This is a genomic window from Streptomyces sp. NPDC043876 (assembly GCF_056435825.1).
On sequence record NZ_JBWKDV010000008.1, the window covers coordinates 218,938 to 237,299 of the forward strand.

An 18,362-nucleotide genomic window follows, 5' to 3' on the forward strand; every position below is an offset into this window, starting at 1 on the left:
AAGGGCCTGCCTGGGGGGAGGAACGCGTCATGAGAGTCAGCGTCTTAGGGCTCGGTTACGTGGGCTGCGTGTCGGCCGCGTGCCTGGCCAGCCTGGGCCACGAGGTCATCGGAGTGGACATCAGCCAGGTGAAGGTCGACCTGGTCAACGAGGGCAAGGCCCCGGTGGTCGAGGAGCGGATCGGCGAGCTCATCGCCGAGGTCGTGCGGACCGGTGCGCTGCGCGCCACCACCGACGTCCGCGAAGCGATCAGGGGCAGCGACGTGTCGCTGGTCTGCGTGGGCACGCCGTCGGAGCCCAACGGCAGCCTGTGCACCACCTACTTGGAGCGGGTCACCGAGGAGATCGGCGCCGCCGTGGCGGAGCGGGGCGGTCGTCAGACCGTCGTGTTCCGCAGCACGATGCTCCCGGGCACCTGCCTGAACCTGCTGGTGCCGATCCTGGAGAAGTCCGTCGGCGGCACCGCCGGCGTCGACATCGGGGTCGCGGTCAACCCCGAGTTCCTGCGCGAGGGCACCAGCGTGCGGGACTTCTTCGACCCGCCGAAGACGGTCATCGGCGAACTCGACCCGGCGAGCGGCGACGTGGTGGAGGCGCTGTACGACGGGCTGCCCGGCGAGGTGTTCCGCGTGCCGATCCCGACCGCCGAGGCGATCAAGTACGCGGACAACGCCTTCCACGGCCTCAAGATCGGCTTCGCCAACGAGCTGGGCGCGGTGTGCCAGGCGCTCGGGGTGGACTCCCACCAGGTGGTGGACGTGTTCCTGGCCGACCGCAAGCTCAACATCAGCTCCGCCTACCTGCGCCCCGGCTTCGCCTTCGGCGGCTCCTGCCTGCCCAAGGACCTGCGCAGCCTGCTCCACGCGGCGCGGCGGGCCGACGTGTCGGTGCCCATCCTGGCCCACGTCCTGCCCTCGAACTCCGAACACCTCCAGCGCGCGGTGGAGTTGGTCGAGCGCACCGGCAAGCGCCGGGTGGGACTCTTCGGGCTGTCCTTCAAACCCGGCACCGACGACCTGCGCGAGAGCCCGCTCGTGGAGCTGGCGGAGAGACTCTTCGGCAAGGGGTACGACCTGCGGATCTACGACCCCAACGTGAACCTGTCCCGGCTGCTCGGCGCGAACCGGGAGTACATCGAGAACCGGCTGCCGCACCTCGCGCAGCTGCTCGCGCAGTCCGTCGGCGAGGTGCTGGAGCACGCCGAGGTGTGCCTGGTCGGGACGAAGGACCCGGCCGTGCTCTCGGCGCTGCCCCACGGCGACGGCCCGCTGATCGTCGACCTCGTCCACCTTCCCGACGCCGCCGCGCGCCGGACCGAACCGGGGTACGTGGGCCTTGCCTGGTGACGCGTCGTACGAGGGCCGGGGCAGCGGCGACGGGTCCGCCCGTCGCGCGCTGGTCCTGGTGGAGAACCTGTCGGTGCCGTTCGACCGGCGCGTGTGGCAGGAGTGCACCACGCTGCGCGACGCGGGCTGGACGGTGGACGTCATCTGCCCCCGCGGGACGAAGCGGGACACGGAGCCGGAGGCGGTGATCGACGGGGTGCGGATCCACCGCTACCCGTTGCGCGCGGCCACCGGAGGACCGGCCGGCTACCTCCAGGAGTACGGATCGGCGCTCTGGCACACCCTGCGGCTGGCCCGCAAGGTCGGCCCGGTCGACGTCGTCCACGCCTGCAACCCGCCGGACCTGCTCTTCCTGCCGGCCCTGTGGCTGAAGCGGCGGGGAGCGCGGTTCGTCTTCGACCAGCACGACCTGTGCCCCGAGCTGTACCTCTCCCGCTTCAACCGCGGCGAGGACCTGCTGTACCGCGCGGTGTGCGCGCTGGAACGGCGGACCTACCGGGCCGCGGACATCGTGCTCGCCACGAACGAGAGCTACCGGGACGTCGCGCTGCGCCGGGGCGGCCGGCGCGCCTGCGACGTCTTCGTGGTGCGCAGCGCGCCCGACACCGACCGGTTCCGGCCGGTGCCGCCCGAGCCGGAGCTCAAGCGCGGCAAGCCCCATCTGCTGTGCTACCTGGGGGTCATGGGCCCGCAGGACGGCGTCGACTACGCCTTGCGGGCCCTCGCGCAGCTGCGCGACGTCTTCGGGCGGACCGACTGGCACGCGGTGTTCGTCGGCGGCGGCGACACCTTCGACGCGATGGTGGAGCTCTCGCGGCGCCTCGGGCTTTCGGAGCAGGTGCAGTTCACCGGGCGGATGCCGGACGCCGATCTGGTGCGCTACCTGTCCACGGCCGACGTGTGCCTCTCGCCCGACCCGCACAATCCGCTCAACGACGTGTCGACCATGAACAAGGTGCTGGAGTACATGGTGATGGGGCGGCCCATCGTCTCCTTCGACCTGCGGGAGGCCCGGGTATCCGCCGGGGACGCCGCCGTCTACGCGCCCGCCAACGACGAGGCGGAGTTCGCCAAGCTCATCGCGATGCTGCTGGACGATCCGCAGAAGCGGGCCCGGATGGGCGAGAGCGGCCGGGAGCGGATCAACGGACCGCTGTCCTGGCGCAATTCGCAGGCGTCGCTGCTCGCCGCCTACGCCGCTGCCTGCCCCGACGGCGCTGCGGCGCCGGCGGGCGGACCGGCCCGGGCGCGCAGGAGGCCGCGCCGTTGAGCGATGACACGATACGCCTGGTGACGATCGGCCGGATCGTCAGGCGGCGCGGGCGGTTCCTCGCCGTCCTCGCGCTGGTGGGGGCGCTCGTCGGCTACGGCACCTCGCTGCTGTTTCCGCCGAGCTACACGACGACGGCGTCGGTGCTGCTGCCCGGGGCGTGGCAGGAGCGCGAGCTGCTGACCCAGGCGGAGATCGCGACCAGCTCGGTGGTGGTCGACCGCGCGGCGGCCGCTCTCGGCTGGAACGGCGTCGACGGCGCCGCGCTGCGGGAGCGGGCGAGCGCCCAGGCCTCGGACGGGAACATCATCAGGATCTCGGGTACGGCCGAGACCCCCGAGCGCGCCCAGCGGCTCGCCGACCAGCTGGCCCAGCAGTTCGTCACCTTCGCCGCGCGGATCGCGGGGGCCAACACCGACCCCGCGTCGGCGGCGCAGCCCGAGGCGCTGCGGCAGATGGTGGAGCAGACCAGCCGCCGCATCACCCAGCTCGCCGACGCGACCGATCCGGGGCAGAGCGTGGAGAGCGTGCAGACCCGCACCGAACTCGCGAAGCTGCGCACCGCGCTCCAGGAGGCGGTCAAGAAGCTGGACCAGACCGACCCGTCGGCGGCCAAGGCCAACATGGTCGTGATGGGCCCGGCGGCCCGGCCGGCCGGGGAGGCGCCTCCGACGAGGACGCAGCTCATCGGCGCCGGGGCGCTGCTGGCCTTCCTGCTCGGGATCATCGCTCACCTCACCGCCGCCCGCGTCAGCCGCCGCCCGCGCACCGAAGCGGAGATCGCCTCGGCGCTGGGCGCGGCCCCGCTGGGCAGCGTCGACGTCCCCGGCGAGCGGCTCGCGGGCCGTGCGGGGGGCCGTGGCGCGCGGGCCCGGGTCCGGCGGCTGCTGGGCCTCGACGTCCGGTGGGACCTGCCGGTCCCGCAGGACAGCGGCGACGAGGCGGGGCGCCGACTGCGCTACCAGCGCGTGTGCTCCCGCATCCGGGAGCGGCTGCCGCTCTCCCGGCGGCTGCTGGTCGTCGTCCTGGAGGGTGACGACACCGCCCGGGAGGCGGCCGGACGGCTGGCCGCCGAGGCGGGGGACGAGCCCCTGCTGGAGGTCGTCGAGGTGTCCGCGTCCCGGCCGCTCGTGCCGGACCGCGACGACGAGCCCGGCGTCCTCGTCGTGCTCGGCGCGGGCGGCTGGACCACGGGCGACCTCTCCGGCGTCGCCGAAGCCTGCGCGGACGCGGGGCGGGAGGTCGTGGGCTCGGTCCTCGCCGACCTGGTCCGGGCCCGTCCGGCGCGCGCCGCCGCCGACCGCCCCCGGGAGGGCGCCGCGGCGCCGGTCGCGGTGGGCGCCGACTCGGCGGGAGGCCCGGGGTGACGGCGAGCACGACGGCGGAGCCGTCGGCCGCCGCTCCGCTGGTGGACCTCCAGGGGCTGGTCGTCGCCGTGCGCAGGCGCCGCCGCCTGTGGTCCGCGATGGCGCTGCTGGGGCTGCTCCTGGGCGCGGCGGTGGCGGCCCTGATGCCGGCGCCGCCGACCGCGGTGACCAAGGTGCTGGTCGCCCACCAGGCGGACCAGCCGAACGACCCCGGAACGCTGGTCAAGACCGACGCCGCGCTGCTGCACACCACGCGCATCGCGAGCCAGGCCCTGCGGTCCCTCGGATCACCGGAGGAACCGGAGGCCTTCATGCGGGACTACGCGGGCATCGGCCTGACCAACAACCTGCTGCAGATCGAGGTGACCGGTGACAGCGACGCCCAAGCGGTGGCGCGCGCCAAGGCGCTGGCCGAGGCGTTCGTCGCGGACCACGTGAAGCGCATCCAGGAGGCCGCGGACGCCGAGGCCAAGACCCTGCTCGACCAGCGCGACCGCATGCGGGACGAACTCGCCCAGGTCAACAAGTCGATCGGGAACACTTCGCCGGGAGGCGGCGCCAAGGCGTCGGCGAGCATGGAGTCGCTCTTCGTCCAGCGGGCCGAACTCACCGCGCGCATCACCGACTTCGGCCAGCGCGCCGCGGATGCGCGCACCGGTACGCCCCGGCTGATCGCCGGGACGCAGATCGTGGACGCACCGCGCGCGGTGCGCCACTCCCTGCCCCGGACCGCCGCCACCAACGCCGCGGTCGGAGCCGTCCTCGGGCTCGTCCTCGGGCTCGCGGTGGCCGCGGTCGGCGCGGTGGTGGCGGACCGCCCCGTCCTGCGCCGGGAGATCGCGGCGAACCTGGGCGCCTCGGTGATCGCGGAGCTGCGGGCCGCGCCCCGCCGCGCGGCCGGGCCGTGGCGCCGCCGCCGGAGCCGGGCGCGGCGGACCCGCCTCGCGGCGACCCTGGCCCGTACCGTGCGCGGCTCGGCGGAGCCGGTGTCGCTTCTGGAACTGGGCTGTGCGCGCACCGCGGGCGTGATCGCCCTGGACCTCGCGGGCGCGCTGGAACAGGACGGGCCGGTGGTGATCGTCGACGCGCTGCCCGGGCAGCGGCTCGCCGACCGGCGCGCGAAGCGCGGGGATCCCGCCGTGACCGGCGCCGTGGCCGCCTCGGACCCCGAGGCTCCGGAGCGCCGGATCGGCGTGGGATCGGTGGCGCCCGGGACGGCGTGGAGCGACCTGCCGGACCTCGGCGCGCGGACCGTGCTCGTCGTGCGCGCCGGGCACGGCAGCGTCGCCTGGCTGCACACCGTGGCCCGGCAGTTGGCCGAGCTGCGCATCACGCCGCTGGGCGTGGTGCTGATCGACCCCGATCCGCGCGACCGGACCGACGGCACGCTGTGGGACGGGCCGTACGGCGCTCCGCGCGGCCGCGCCGAGCGCAGCGCCGTACGGCGGAGCGGGACGGAGCGGCCGCGCACGGAGCGGCCGTCATGGGCACGGGTCCCGGACATCGACCAGGAAGCGCGGTAGGACATGTGTGGCATCGCAGGCACGTACCGGTGGCCGGACGGGAAGGCCGTGACCGACCGGCTCACCGATGTCCTCGCCCACCGGGGTCCGGACGGAGCGGGCCGCTACGGCCACGCCGCCGGTGACGGCGAGGTGCACCTCGGGCACCGCCGGCTGGCCATCATCGACCTGTCCGGCACCGGGGCCCAGCCGATGGTCTCGGACGGCCTGGTCCTGACGTACAACGGCGAGCTGTACAACGCGCCCGCGCTGCGCGCCGAACTGGCGGCGGCCGGCGTGCGCTTCCGCGGAACCTCCGACACCGAGGTGCTGCTGGAGGCGTGGCGGCGCTGGGGCACGGACTGCCTGCCCCGGCTGCGCGGCATGTTCGCCTTCGGGATCTTCGACGAGCGCACCGGCGAGCTGGTGCTCGCCCGCGACCAGCTCGGCGTCAAGCCGCTGTTCCTGCTCCGGCGGGGCGGGGGCCTGGTGTTCGCCTCCGAACTCAAGGCGCTCGCCGCCGCCACGGGCGGTTCGCTGGAGGTGGACCACGCGGCGCTCGTGGCCTCCCTGCTCTACTACTGGGTGCCGGATTCGCGCTGCGCGCTGCGCGGCGCGGAGAAGCTGCCGCCCGGCAGCTGGCTGCGGTGCCGGCCCGACGGCCGGGTGGACCGCGGCCGGTTCTGGAACCTGAAGGACGTCGCCGCCGAGGGCCAGGAGCGGGCCAGGAGCGGCGAGCGGCCGGACCTCGCCGCGATCGTCGAGGAGTCGACCCGCCTGCACCTGCTCTCCGACGTGCCCGTGGCGACCTTCCTCTCCGGCGGTCTCGACTCCAGTTACCTGACCGCGCTGGCGGCCCGCGACCGGCCCGGGATCTCCGCCTACACGATCGGGTTCCGCGCCGAGGACGCCCGGTTCGAAGCGATGCCGGACGACCTGCACTACGCGCGGCGGGTGGCCGCGCGGTTCGGCGTCGACCTGCACGAGATCGAGATCGCGCCGGACGTGCTCGACCTGCTGCCGCGGATGACCCACCACCTGGACGAGCCGATCGGTGACCCGGCCGCGATCAACACCTTCCTGATCTGCTCGGCCGCCCGGGAGGCGGGGGTCAAGGTGATGCTCTCGGGGATGGGCGCCGACGAGCTGTTCGCCGGCTACCGCAAGCACCTGGCCAACCTGCTCGCGGTGCGCTACCAGCGCGTTCCGCGGCCCCTGCGGCGCGGTCTGTCCCGGGCCGTGGACCGGCTGCCGGTCGCCACCGCCCGCCGCGGGTACCGCTCGGTGCGGTTCGCCAAGCGGTTCCTGTCCTTCGCCGACCTGCCGGAGGAGACGGCGTTCCGGCGCAGCTACACCATGTACGACCAGGACGAACTGCTCGCCCTGGTCAACCCCGACCTGGCGGGGACGGTCGACGACGTCCTGACCGAACACGCGGACGTCTACGCGGACAACGACCTCGACGACTTCGTCAACCGCATGTGCCTGGGCGACGCCCGGATGTTCCTGCCGGGCCTGAACCTCGCCTACACGGACCGCGCCAGCATGGCCGCGTCGACCGAGGTGCGGGTGCCGTACGTGGACGTCGAGGTGGTCAAGGCGGCGTTCGCCGTGCCCGGTGACGAGAAGATCGTCGGACGGCAGGGCAAGGCCGTCCTCAAGCAGGCGGCCACCTCCATCCTGCCCCGGGAGATCGTGTACCGGCCGAAGGGCCTGTTCAGCGCTCCGCTGCGGGCCTGGATGAGCCGGGACCTGGCGCCGCTGGTGCGCGAGGTGGTGCACGACGGCGTCCTCGTCAACTCCGGCTTCCTGCGGCGCGACGCGCTCGCGCGCATGGTCGCCGAGGACGCCTCCGGGCAGCGGGACTTCTCCAAGCACCTCTGGCACGTACTGACCCTCGAGTACTGGTACCGCGGCGCGACCTCTGGCTCCGGCCAGAGCACTGACGTGACGGCGTAGAACAACAGGAGTTTCGGTGAAACAGGTTGTGCAGAACTACAAGAGTGGCGAGCTGGCCCTGCTCGACGTCCCGGTGCCGGGGTGCAAACCGGGCGGCGTGCTGGTCAGGACCGTCTATTCGCTGATCTCCACCGGGACCGAGCTGATGAAGGTGTCCGAGGCGGGCCTGTCGATGGTGGGCAAGGCCCGCTCCCGCCCGGACCAGGTGGCCAAGGTCGTGCAGAGCGCGGCGACCAACGGGATCCCGGCCACCTACCGCAAGGTGATGGGCAAGCTGGACTCGTACACGCCGCTGGGCTACTCGCTGTGCGGGGTGGTCGAGCAGGTGGGCACCGGCATCGACGACGTGGTGGTCGGTGATCTCGTCGCCTGCGCGGGCAACGAGCACGCGCTGCACGCCGAGCTGAACTGGGTCCCGAAGAACCTCTACTCCCGGTTGCCCGAGGGCCTCGCGCCGCGGCACGCGGCCTTCGGCACCGTCGGATCGATCGCGTTGCAGGGCGTGCGACGCGGCGAGTCCCAGCTGGGCGACGTGGCGCTGGTCATCGGCCTCGGGCTGATCGGGCAGCTGGTGGCGCAGCTGCTGACCGCCTCGGGGGTCCGCGTCGTCGGAGCCGACCCCGACCCGGCGCGCTGCGCGCTGGCCGAGCGCCTGGGCGCGGCGGCCTGCGGCGATCCCTCGTCCCCGGCCCTGGAGAGCGCCGTCGCCGAGCTGACCGGCGGCCACGGCGTGGACCAGGTGTACCTGGCCGCGGGCGGCGGCAGCAACCAGCCCGTGGAGCTGGCCGCCCGGCTCTGCCGGGACCGGGGGCGGGTCGTCGACATCGGCAAGTGCCGCCTGGACCTGCCGTGGAACGCGTACTACGAGAAGGAGCTCGACGTCCGGTTCTCCCGCTCCTACGGCCCCGGGCGCTACGACCCGGAGTACGAGCTGGAGGGGCGGGACTACCCGATCGGCTACGTGCGCTGGACCGAGCGCCGCAACCTGGCGTGCTTCCTGGACCTCGTCGCCCGCGGCCGGGTCGACGTGGAGCCGCTCGTCTCGCACGTCGCCGACTTCGACGACGCCGTGCAGACGTACAAGCGCCTGAAGGAGGGCGACTTGAAGGCGGTGGCCGTGCTGTTCCGCTACCCCGGCGCCGCCGACGGCGCGCCGCAGGCCGCCGCCCCGTCCGTGGCCGTGCCCGCGGTCCGCCGCGGCGGCGCGGCGTCCGCCCCGGCCGGGTCCGGCGGGGCGCCGGTGCGGATCGCCTTCGTCGGCGCGGGGAACTACGCGACGTCGATGCTGCTGCCGCACCTGGCGCGCCGCGAGGGGGTCCACCTGTCCACGGTGGTCACCACGACGGCGCTGTCCGCGGCGAACGCGCAGCGGAAGTTCGGCTTCGCCGAGGCGACCACCGATCTGGACGCGGTGCTCGGCGACACCGGCGTCGACGCGGTGTTCGTCGCCACCCGGCACAGCTCGCACGCCGAGCTGACCCGCAAGGCGCTGCTGGCCGGGAAGGCGGTGTTCGTGGAGAAGCCGCTGGCCCTGACCGAGGACGAGCTGTCGGGGGTGCTCGCCGCGGTGGAGGAGTCCGGCAACGACCGGCTGCAGGTGGGCTTCAACCGGCGGTTCGCGCCGCTGCTGCGGGAGGCCGGGAAGCGCTTCGGCGCCCGCACCGGTCCGGCGAGCCTGCGCTACCTGGTCAACGCGGGCCGGCTCCAGCACGGCAGCTGGTACCTGCAACAGGGCACCGAGGGCTCGCGGTTCGCCGGTGAGGGCGGGCACTTCATCGACACGGCGAGCTGGCTGCTCGGGGCCGACCCGGTCTCGGTGTACGCGGTCGCGCCGGCCGGGAACGAGGACCTCCAGGTCGTGCTGCGCTACCCGGACGGCTCCACCGCCGCCATCAGCTACGTCACGAACGGCTCGGCCGGCTTCCCCAAGGAGACGCTGGACCTGGTCGCGGACGGGAAGGTGCTGCGGCTCGACGACTTCGTGCGGGCCTCGGTGTACGCGGACGGCGCGGCGCGCCGCGGGCGGTGGGTCAGTTCCCGGCTGCCGCAGGCCCGGGACAAGGGCCAGTCCGCCGAACTGGCCGCCTTCGTACGGGCCGTGCGGACCGGCGGCCCGATGCCCGTACCGCTGGAGTCGCTGGCCGCCACCACGGCCGCCACCCTCGCCGTGCAGGCGTCCCTGGTCGGCGGCGTGCCGGTGGCCCTGACGAGGGCGCGATGACCACGAGCGCGGGCTGGTACCTGCGGCGGCTCTCCCGGATGGGGCCGCGCGAGGTCGGCGGCCGGGTGGGCGACACCGTGCGCAGACGGCGCTGGCGGTCCGCGCTGCCGCAGCGGCCGGTCGTCACCGGCGCCCGGTTCACCGCGGCGCTGCCGGCCGGGACGCTCGACGCCGTGGCGCCGGACGCCGTCAAACGCCTCCTCGCCGAGGCGGACCGGCTGATGGCCGGGCGCGCCGAGTACTTCGGGGTGGAGCGCGACGACCTGGTCGATCCGGACTGGTGCCGCGACCCGAGGACCGGGCGCCGGGCGCCGTGGGCCTACGCCTTCGACGTGCCGTACCGCGACGAGGACGCGGTCGGGGACATCAAGCAGATCTGGGAGCCCTCCCGGCACCAGTACCTCACGGTGCTCGCCGCGGCCTACGCGGTCACCGGGGACGAGCGGTACGCCGAGCGGGTGGCGGCGCACCTGCGGAGCTGGTGGGCGGCCAACGCGCCGCTGCGCGGGGTGCACTGGATCAGCGGCATCGAGCTGGGGATCCGGCTGCTGTCCTGGGTGTGGATCCGCCGGCTGCTGGACGGCTGGCCGGGCGCGGCGGGCCTGTTCGAGGGCAATCCGGTGGCGCTGGACCAGATCTGGCACCACCAGCGCTGGCTGGCCGCCTTCCCCAGCCGGGGTTCCTCGGCCAACAACCACGTCATCGCCGAGGCGGCCGGGCAGCTCGCCGCGGCCTGCGCCTTCGGGTGGTTCCCCTCCTCGGAGCGCTGGCGGGCCGAGGCGCTGCGCTCGCTGGAGCGGCACCTGCGGAGCAACACCTTCGTCTCCGGGCTCAACCGCGAGCTGGCCACCGAGTACCACGGACTGGTCCTGGAACTGGGCCTGGCCGCAGTGGCCGAGGCGGACGCCGCCGGGGTGGCGGTCCCCGCCACCGTGCGGCTGGTGCTGCTGCGGATGACCGACGCGCTGGCGGCCGTCGTGGACGGGCGGCTGCGGCCCCCGCGCCAGGGCGACGCGGACGACGGGCACGGTCTGGTCGTCGACGGGGCGGGCACCGACCGCTGGGGTTCGCTGCTGGCCACCGGGGAGGCCGTCTTCGGCCGCCTGGACTGGTGGCCGGAGGTGACCGGGAGCGATGTGCGCACGCCGCTGCTGGCCGCGCTCGTCCGGCGCGGCGCACCGGCCGCGGCCCGCCCCGCGAGCCGGCCTGCGCACTTCGCCGACGCGGGGATGACCATCCTGCGCGGTCCGGCGGAGATCTGGTGCCGCTGCGACGGCGGCCCGCACGGGTTCCTGTCCATCGCCGCGCACGCCCACGCGGACGCCCTGTCCGTGGAGGTCCGGCACGACGGGGTGGACGTGCTCGCCGACCCGGGGACGTTCTGCTACCACGGGCAGCCCGCCTGGCGGCGCTACTTCCGCTCCACGCTGGGCCACAACACCCTGGAGTGGGACGGCGCCGACCAGTCCGTCTCCGGCGGCCCGTTCCTGTGGACCCGGCACGCCCGCAGCCGCGTCCTGGTCGCGGACGCGTCCGGCTCCGGGGGCGTGGCCCGCTGGTCCGCCGAGCACGACGGCTACGGGCCCGCGATGCACCGCCGCCGGGTGGAGCTGAGCGCCGAGCGCCGGGAACTGCGGGTGGTCGACGAGGTGCGCGGCGCGCGCGGCGCGGTCCGCCTGGCCTTCCACCTCGGCCCGGCGGTCACCGCGGAGCTGCGGGGGAACCGCGCCGAGCTGACCTGGACCCGGGACGGCGAGGACCGCTCCGCGGTGCTCGACCTGCCCGGCGCGCTGGAGTGGCGGGCGCACCGCGGCGAGAGCGACCCACCCCTGGGCTGGTACTCCGCAGGTTTCGGCCGCAAGGAACCCAGCACCACGCTCGTCGGCACCGGAACAGGGACCGCAACCGGCACCGGCACCGCCGACGGCGGCGCGCTGCCGGGCGCGTTCACCACCGTCCTCACCTTCCGCGGCTAGGGGGGACGCGTGCTGATCACGAGGCCGCGCGGGGCGCGGGCGGCGGCGCCGCTGGCCCTGCTCCTGCTGGCGGCGACGGGCTGCGACGGCGGGGCGGACGCCCCGGCGAAGCCGTCCGCCGCGCCGGCCGCGTCCGTGGCCCGGGTGTGCGCCGGGCCCGCGGCCGGCCCGGCGCAGGCACCGGCGGGGGCGGTGACGGTCGACCCCGCGGTGGTCAACGACCTGGCGGCGAAGACCAGGACCAGTCCCCCGCACACCACGTTCTGGCTCCGGCCCGGGACGCACCGGCTCGAAGCGGACCGGTACGCGCAGGTCATCCCGAAGGACGGGAACAGCTACATCGGCGCGCCGGGTGCGGTGCTCGACGGCGCGAAGACCAACCAGTACGCCTTCGGCGGCGGCGCCCGCGACGTCACCCTGCGCTCCCTGACCGTCCAGGGGTTCGTCGCGCCGCAGAACGAGGGCGTGGTCAACCACGACTCGGCGGACGGGTGGGTGATCGAGCACGCGACGATCCAGAACAACTCCGGCGCCGGACTGATGGCCGGTGCCCGCCAGCGGGTCAGCGCGAGCTGCCTGCGCGGCAACGGGCAGTACGGCCTGAACGCGTACAAGGGCGGCGGCGCCCTCGACGGCCTGGTGATCGAGGGCAACGAGATCGTGGCCAACAACGCCGACGACTGGGAGCGGCGCCAGCCGGGCTGCGGCTGCACCGGGGGCGTCAAGTTCTGGGCGGTCAACGGCGCCGACGTACGCGGCAACTGGGTGCACGACAACCGCGGACCCGGGCTGTGGGCGGACACCAACAACAACGACTTCCGCATCGAGGACAACCTGCTGGAGGGCAACGACGGTGCGGCGCTCATCTACGAGACCAGCTACAACGCGGTCATCCGGAAGAACACCATCCGGCGCAACAACTGGGTCGAGGGCCGCGGGAAGGCCGACGAGGGCGACACCTTCCCCTACGCGACCGTCTACCTGTCCGAATCCGGCGGCGAGCCGCGGATCCCGGCCCGCACGGACAAGATCGAGGTCGAGCAGAACGTACTGGAGGACAACTGGTCCGGGATCACCCTGTGGGAGAACGCCGACCGGTTCTGCAACAGCCCGGCCAACACCTCCTCCGGCGACTGCACCCTGCTGGTGAAGGACCACGAGCGCTGCGCGCAGCCGATGATCGCCGCCGCGCCGCTCTACGCCGACTGCCGGTGGAAGACCCAGCGGGTGGACATCCACGGCAACCGCTTCGTGCTGGACCCCTCCGTCGTGGGGTGCACGGCGAAGTGCGGCCGCATGGCGGTGCTGGCCAACTACGGCACCTTCCCGGACTGGTCGCCGTACAAGGGCGAACCGGTGGCCGAGGCGATCACGGGGAAGCAGGAGAACCGCTGGCACGACAACGTCTACCTCGGGCCGTGGAGCTTCGTCGCGCACGACCCGAGCCGGGAACTCGACGCCGGGCAGTGGCAGGCCGCGCCCTACCAGCAGGACGCGGGCAGCACCTTCCGGCCCCGGGCCGGTGGTTGAGATGCGCACGCCGAAGACCGTCGGGATCGTCTGGGGACTGCTGATCCTCAACACGCTGGGCTCCGCCGGGGCGAAGACCATCGTCCCGCTGCCGCGCTCCCTCATCCAGATGGTCACCATGGGCTCGCTGGTCGCCGCGTTCGCGCTGGCGCTCGTCATCAACCTCCGGCTGCGCGTGCGGGCCAGCGCCTTCCTCTTCCTGCTGACCCTGCTGCTGGTGCCGAGCGTGATCTCCAGCGCGCACCTGGAGTCGGGGTTCGGCGCCCTGTTCCGCTGCACCCGGCTGGCCCTCTTCGTGGGCACGCTGTGGCTGCTCAGCCGCTGGTGGGACGGCGGCCCGTCCTTCGTCCGGCACCACATCCGGATGTACTTCGCGGTGCTCGCCTCGGTCGCCGCGGGTCTGCTCGTCTCCCCCGGCGCGGCCCTGCCCGACCTCTACGGCGGCCGGCTGGTCGGCGCGCTGTGGCCGCTGACCCCGCCGCAGATCGGGCAGTACGCCGCGGTGATCATCGGGCTGACCGTGCTGCTCGTCCTCGACGGGCGGGCCGGGGGGCGGGACGCTGCGCTGGTCATCGTGCCCTCGCTCGTGCTGCTCGCGCTGACCCACACCCGCACGGCCACGCTCGGCCTCCTCGTCGGGCTGGTGCTGGCGATCGGCTCGCTGGTCCTGACCAGCGCCGCCGCCCGGCGGTTCTTCACCTGGGCACTGCTGTGCTCCGCCGTGGTCGGGGTGGGGTTCAACTCCGCCCTCCAGGCGTGGTTCCTGCGCGGGCAGAGCCAGGAGAACTTCTCCAACCTCACCGGCCGGGCCAAGGTCTGGGACGCCCTGCTGGCGGCCCCCCGGACGATGTCGGAGCAGTTGTTCGGCACGGGCCTGGGCGACAAGTCGTTCGGCGGGCTGCCCATCGACAACAGCTGGCTGGCCGTCTACAACGAGCAGGGCGTGACCGGCGTCGCCGTCGTGGCGTGCGTCTTCATCGTGCTGGGCGGCGTCGCGCTGCTGCGCCCGCCGTCCCTGCAACGTGCCTGCGCGCTCTTCCTGGTCAGCTACTGCGCGATCGCCTCCTACACCGAGGCCGGGCTGGGCGACGCCTCGCCGTACCTGCTGCACCTGACCGTGGCCGCCTCGCTGCTGGCGGTGCCCGACGCCGCTTCCTCCGAGGCGCCCGGCACGCCCCGCCGCCGCGTCCCGCGCGGCGCCCGCACACCGGAGGTGACCTGAGCATGCACGTCCTCGTGGTGCACAACCGCTACGCCTCGGCGCAGCCGAGCGGCGAGAACAAGGTCGTCGACCAGGAGGTGGAGCTGTTGCGCGCGGCGGGCCACCGGGTCGGCGTGTTCGAGCGGCGCAGCGACGACATCGCGGCCCTCCCCCTGCGCGCCAAGGCCGCCCTGCCGGTCCTCGTGCCGTGGAACCCGGCGGCCCGCGCGGAGCTGGCCGCCCGGCTGCGCGCCGAGCGGCCGGACGTGGTGCACGTCCACAACGTCTTCCCGCTGCTGTCACCGGCGGTGCTGGCCGCCTGCGCGGACGCGGGGGTGCCCGTCGTCGCCACGCTGCACAACTACACGCAGGTCTGCCCGCCCGGCACGCTCCAGCGGGACGGCCGGCCGTGCGCCGAGTGCGTCGGGGGCTCCCCGCTGCCCGCCGTGCGGCACGGCTGCTACCGCGGCTCGCGGCTGGCGACGGTACCGCTGGCGGTCAGCCTGTCGGTCAACCGGCGCCGGTGGTGGTCGGGCGTGGACCGGTTCTTCTGCATCTCGGCGGCGCAGCGCGACGTGCTGACCGGGGCCGGCATGCCGGCCGAGCGGCTGGCCGTGAAGCACAACTTCGTTCCCGACCCGGGCGTTCGCCGGGCGGGGGCGGGCGAGCACCTCCTCTACCTCGGCCGCCTCGCAGAGGCCAAGGGCGTGCGGCTGCTGATGGCCGCGTGGGACGAACTCGCCGCCGACGGCGGTGTGGGCGTCCCGCTCGTGATCGCCGGTACGGGGCCGCTGGAAGGGGAGGTGGGCGCCTGGGCGGCGGGCCGGGACGACGTGCGCTGCGTCGGTCTGTACGACCCGGACCAGTGCCGGGAGGCCGTCGCGCGGTCGGTCGCCGTGGTGGCGCCGTCCACCTGGCTGGAGGCGTTCGGCCTGGTGGTCGTGGAGGCGATGGCGGCGGGGGTCCCGGCCGTCGCCGCCGGTCACGGCGCCTTCGTGGAACTCGTCGAGGACGGGGTGAGCGGGCTGCTGCACCGGCCGGGCGACTCCGCCTCGCTCGCGGCCTGCGTGCGCCGGATCACGGCGGAGCGGGCCGTCAACCGGGAGATGGGCAGGGCGGCCCGGCGCCGGTACGAGCAGGGGTTCAGCCCGGCGGTCGGGCTGGAGCGCCTGGTGGAGGGGTACCGCACCGCGATCGCGGTGCGGTCCGGCGGTGCGGACGCCGCGCCGCCGGTGGGACACGACGAAAGCTGGCTCGCGCGGGTCACCCGCGCGGGCAGGAATGGGGGCAGTTAGATGACACGATGCCGACTCTGCGGCTCGGCCGCGCTGGAGAGCGTCGTCGATCTGGGGGCGACACCGCCGTGCGAGAGCTTCCTCGCCGCGGACGAGCTGGACCGGCCCGAGCCGACGTACCCGCTGCACCTGCGGGTCTGCACCGACTGCTGGCTCGCCCAGATCCCGCCGCTGATCACGCCGGAGGAGACGTTCACGCAGTACGCGTACTTCTCCTCCTACTCCACCTCCTGGGTGGAGCACGCGCGCACGTTCGTCACCGGCGCCGTCGAGCGCCTCTCACTGGGCGCCGACGCCTTCGTGGTCGAGGTGGCGAGCAACGACGGGTACCTGCTGCGGCACATGGTGGACCGGGGGATCCGCTGCCTCGGCGTCGAGCCGTCGGTGAACGTCGGCGCGGCGGCGCGGGAGGCGGGCGTGCCCACGCTCACCGCCTTCCTGGACCCGGACACCGGCGCGGCCGTCCGGGCCGAACACGGCCCGGCGGACCTGGTCGTGGCGAACAACGTGTACGCGCACATCCCCGACGTGATCGGCTTCACCCGCGGGCTGCGCTCCCTGGTCGCCGACGACGGCTGGGTCTCCATCGAGGTGCAGCACCTGCTGACCCTGATCGAGGAGAACCAGTACGACACGATCTACCACGAGCACTTCCAGTACTACACGGTCGCCTCCGCGATCCGGGCGCTGGCGAGCGGCGGACTCGCCCTCGTGGACGTCGAGCTGCTGCCCACGCACGGCGGTTCCATCCGGCTGTGGGCACGGCCGGCCGAGGCGGCCGGGGAGCCGAGCCGCCGGGTCGCCGAGGTGCTGGACCGCGAGAAGGCGGCCGGGCTGCGGGAGCTGTCCGGATACACGCAGTTCTCCGCCCGGGTGGCCACGGTGCGCCGCAACCTGCTGCGGTTCCTGATCGAGGCGGCCGAGCGCGGTGAGACGGTCGTCGGCTACGGCGCCCCCGGCAAGGGGAACACCCTGCTCAACCACTGCGGCATCCGGCCCGACCTGCTCCCCTACACGGTCGACCGCAACCCGTACAAGCACGGCAGGTTCACCCCGGGCACCCGCATCCCGATCCTGGATCCCGAGCGGATCGCCGCCGACCGGCCCGACTACGTGCTCGTCCTCCCGTGGAACCTGCGGGACGAGCTGGTCGAGCAGTTGTCCTTCGTACATGCCTGGGGCGGCCGCCTGGTCTTCCCGGTACCGGAACTGAGCATCGTGGAGGTCACGCCGTGAAGGTCGTCCTGTTCTGCGGCGGTTACGGGCTGCGCATGCGCAGCGGCACCTCCGACGACGTGCCCAAGCCGATGGCGATGGTCGGCCCCCGGCCGCTGATCTGGCACGTCATGCGCTACTACGCGTACTTCGGGCACACGGAGTTCATCCTGTGCCTCGGGTACGGGGCGCACCACATCAAGGACTTCTTCCTCAACTACGAGGAGACCACGTCCAACGACTTCGTCCTGCGCGGCGGGCGCACCGAGCTGCTGTCCACCGACATCTCCTCCTGGACGATCACCTTCGTGCAGACCGGCATCGAGTCGCCGATCGGCGAGCGGCTGCGCCGGGTGCGCCACCACCTGGAGGGGGACGAGATGTTCCTCGCCAACTACGCGGACGTGCTGACCGACGCCCCGCTGCCGCAGATGATCGACTCCTTCTCCCGGCGCGACGCCGGCGCGTCGATGATGGTGGTGCCGCCGCAGTCCTCGTTCCACTGCGTGGAGCTCGGCGAGGACGGCCTGGTGGGGGGCATCACCGCGGTGAGCGACATGCCGCTGTGGGAGAACGGCGGCTACTTCGTGCTCCGCCAGGAGGTCTTCGACCACATACCCGAGAACGGGGACCTGGTCGCGGACGGGTGCGCCCAACTGGCCAAGCAGGGGCGGCTGGTGGCGCACCAGCACCGCGGCTTCTGGAAACCGACCGACACCGTGAAGGAGCGGGCGGCGCTGGACGTCGCCTACGCCCAGGGCGACCGGCCGTGGGCCGTGTGGGAGCGGGACGCCGCGCGGGCGGGCGCGGCCGGCGCCGGGACGGGGACCGCGTGATACGGCTCGGGGCCGGGCCCCTGGACCGGATCGTCGCGGTGGGGGCGCACTGCGACGACATCGCCATCGGCGCCGGCGGCACGCTGCTGACCCTGTGCCTCGCGCGGCCGGGCGTCCGCGTCGACGCGCTGGTGCTCTCCGGCGGCGGCGGCGACCGGGAGGACGAGGAGCGGGCCGCGCTCGCCGCCTTCTGCCCGGGCGCCGACCTGCGCCTGACCGTGCTCAAGCTGCCGGACGGACGGCTGCCCGCGCACTGGGAGGAGGCAAAGGCCGCCGTCGAGGAGCTGCGCGGGCGGACGGAGCCTGATCTGGTCCTCGCCCCGCGCACCGAGGACGCGCACCAGGACCACCGCGGTCTGGCGGAGCTGATGACCACCGCGTTCCGCGACCACCTGGTGCTCGGCTACGAGATCGTCAAGTGGGACGGCGACCTCGGCCGCCCGACGGCCTACCAGCCGCTGTCGCCGGAGGTCGCCGAACGCAAGGTCGGGCTGCTCCAGGAGCACTACCCCTCGCAGCGGCACCGGCCCTGGTACGACCGGGAGGCCTTCCTCGGCCTCGCCCGCATCCGCGGCATCGAATGCCACGCGCGCTACGCCGAGGCGTACGCCGTCGCCAAACTCACTCTCGATCTGGGGGCATGA

The 18,362-nt window shown here is 73.9% G+C and carries 13 protein-coding genes; all 13 read left to right on the forward strand.

Annotation, left to right across the window (positions count from 1 at the left end):
- Positions 1 to 29 precede the first annotated feature (29 nt).
- Genes AC0693_RS25125 through AC0693_RS25185 form a run of 13 tightly spaced genes read left to right on the forward strand, consistent with a single transcriptional unit; the run spans position 30 to position 18,362 of the window.
- Positions 30 to 1,346 (forward strand): nucleotide sugar dehydrogenase, encoded by a 1,317-nt coding sequence (locus tag AC0693_RS25125; RefSeq protein ID WP_478802951.1) that lies wholly within the window; start codon positions 30 to 32, stop codon positions 1,344 to 1,346.
- Positions 1,336 to 2,616, forward strand: a complete 1,281-nt coding sequence (locus AC0693_RS25130; RefSeq protein WP_478802952.1) for a glycosyltransferase family 4 protein — start codon at positions 1,336 to 1,338, stop codon at positions 2,614 to 2,616. The genes AC0693_RS25125 and AC0693_RS25130 overlap by 11 nt, the downstream gene beginning before the upstream one ends.
- Entirely contained in the window at positions 2,613 to 3,983 is a 1,371-nt protein-coding gene (locus AC0693_RS25135) for a YveK family protein (RefSeq protein ID WP_478802953.1), read from the forward strand. Before AC0693_RS25130 ends, AC0693_RS25135 begins: the two co-directional genes overlap by 4 nt.
- Positions 3,980 to 5,506 (forward strand): Wzz/FepE/Etk N-terminal domain-containing protein, encoded by a 1,527-nt coding sequence (locus AC0693_RS25140; RefSeq protein WP_478802954.1) that lies wholly within the window; start codon positions 3,980 to 3,982, stop codon positions 5,504 to 5,506. The genes AC0693_RS25135 and AC0693_RS25140 overlap by 4 nt, the downstream gene beginning before the upstream one ends.
- Before the next feature lie 3 nt (positions 5,507 to 5,509).
- A complete protein-coding gene (gene asnB, locus AC0693_RS25145; RefSeq protein WP_469316125.1) occupies positions 5,510 to 7,444 on the forward strand; it encodes an asparagine synthase (glutamine-hydrolyzing) in 1,935 nt (644 codons plus the stop codon).
- A gap of 16 nt (positions 7,445 to 7,460) precedes the next feature.
- Positions 7,461 to 9,665 (forward strand): bi-domain-containing oxidoreductase, encoded by a 2,205-nt coding sequence (locus AC0693_RS25150; protein WP_478802955.1) that lies wholly within the window; start codon positions 7,461 to 7,463, stop codon positions 9,663 to 9,665.
- Positions 9,662 to 11,641, forward strand: a complete 1,980-nt coding sequence (locus AC0693_RS25155; protein WP_478802956.1) for an alginate lyase family protein — start codon at positions 9,662 to 9,664, stop codon at positions 11,639 to 11,641. Before AC0693_RS25150 ends, AC0693_RS25155 begins: the two co-directional genes overlap by 4 nt.
- Positions 11,642 to 11,650: 9 nt before the next feature.
- Positions 11,651 to 13,171: a right-handed parallel beta-helix repeat-containing protein gene (locus AC0693_RS25160; RefSeq protein ID WP_478802957.1), complete on the forward strand. Its 1,521-nt coding sequence runs from the start codon at positions 11,651 to 11,653 to the stop codon at positions 13,169 to 13,171.
- Between the two features lies 1 nt (position 13,172).
- The gene (locus AC0693_RS25165) at positions 13,173 to 14,393 is read left to right on the forward strand and encodes an O-antigen ligase domain-containing protein (RefSeq protein ID WP_469316121.1); all 1,221 of its coding nucleotides are present in this window, start codon (positions 13,173 to 13,175) and stop codon (positions 14,391 to 14,393) included.
- 2 nt (positions 14,394 to 14,395) lie between these two features.
- Positions 14,396 to 15,667, forward strand: coding sequence for a glycosyltransferase (locus tag AC0693_RS25170; RefSeq protein ID WP_478802958.1), 1,272 nt, complete (start codon positions 14,396 to 14,398; stop codon positions 15,665 to 15,667).
- Positions 15,668 to 16,903 (forward strand): class I SAM-dependent methyltransferase, encoded by a 1,236-nt coding sequence (locus AC0693_RS25175; protein ID WP_469316119.1) that lies wholly within the window; start codon positions 15,668 to 15,670, stop codon positions 16,901 to 16,903.
- Complete coding sequence (locus AC0693_RS25180; protein WP_469316118.1) at positions 16,900 to 17,718, forward strand: glycosyltransferase family protein; 819 nt, start codon at positions 16,900 to 16,902, stop codon at positions 17,716 to 17,718. The genes AC0693_RS25175 and AC0693_RS25180 overlap by 4 nt, the downstream gene beginning before the upstream one ends.
- On the forward strand, positions 17,715 to 18,362 hold the full coding sequence (locus AC0693_RS25185) for a PIG-L deacetylase family protein (protein WP_468463970.1): 648 nt from the start codon (positions 17,715 to 17,717) through the stop codon (positions 18,360 to 18,362). The genes AC0693_RS25180 and AC0693_RS25185 overlap by 4 nt, the downstream gene beginning before the upstream one ends.

What these genes read in the sequence shown, in the direction of transcription:
- AC0693_RS25125 (WP_478802951.1), top strand. Translation starts at nt 30, where the DNA reads ATGAGAGTCAGCGTCTTAGGGCTCGGTTACGTGGGCTGCGTGTCGGCC.
- asnB (WP_469316125.1), top strand. Translation starts at nt 5,510, where the DNA reads ATGTGTGGCATCGCAGGCACGTACCGGTGGCCGGACGGGAAGGCCGTG.
- AC0693_RS25155 (WP_478802956.1), top strand. Translation starts at nt 9,662, where the DNA reads ATGACCACGAGCGCGGGCTGGTACCTGCGGCGGCTCTCCCGGATGGGG.
- AC0693_RS25165 (WP_469316121.1), top strand. Translation starts at nt 13,173, where the DNA reads ATGCGCACGCCGAAGACCGTCGGGATCGTCTGGGGACTGCTGATCCTC.
- AC0693_RS25170 (WP_478802958.1), top strand. Translation starts at nt 14,396, where the DNA reads ATGCACGTCCTCGTGGTGCACAACCGCTACGCCTCGGCGCAGCCGAGC.
- AC0693_RS25175 (WP_469316119.1), top strand. Translation starts at nt 15,668, where the DNA reads ATGACACGATGCCGACTCTGCGGCTCGGCCGCGCTGGAGAGCGTCGTC.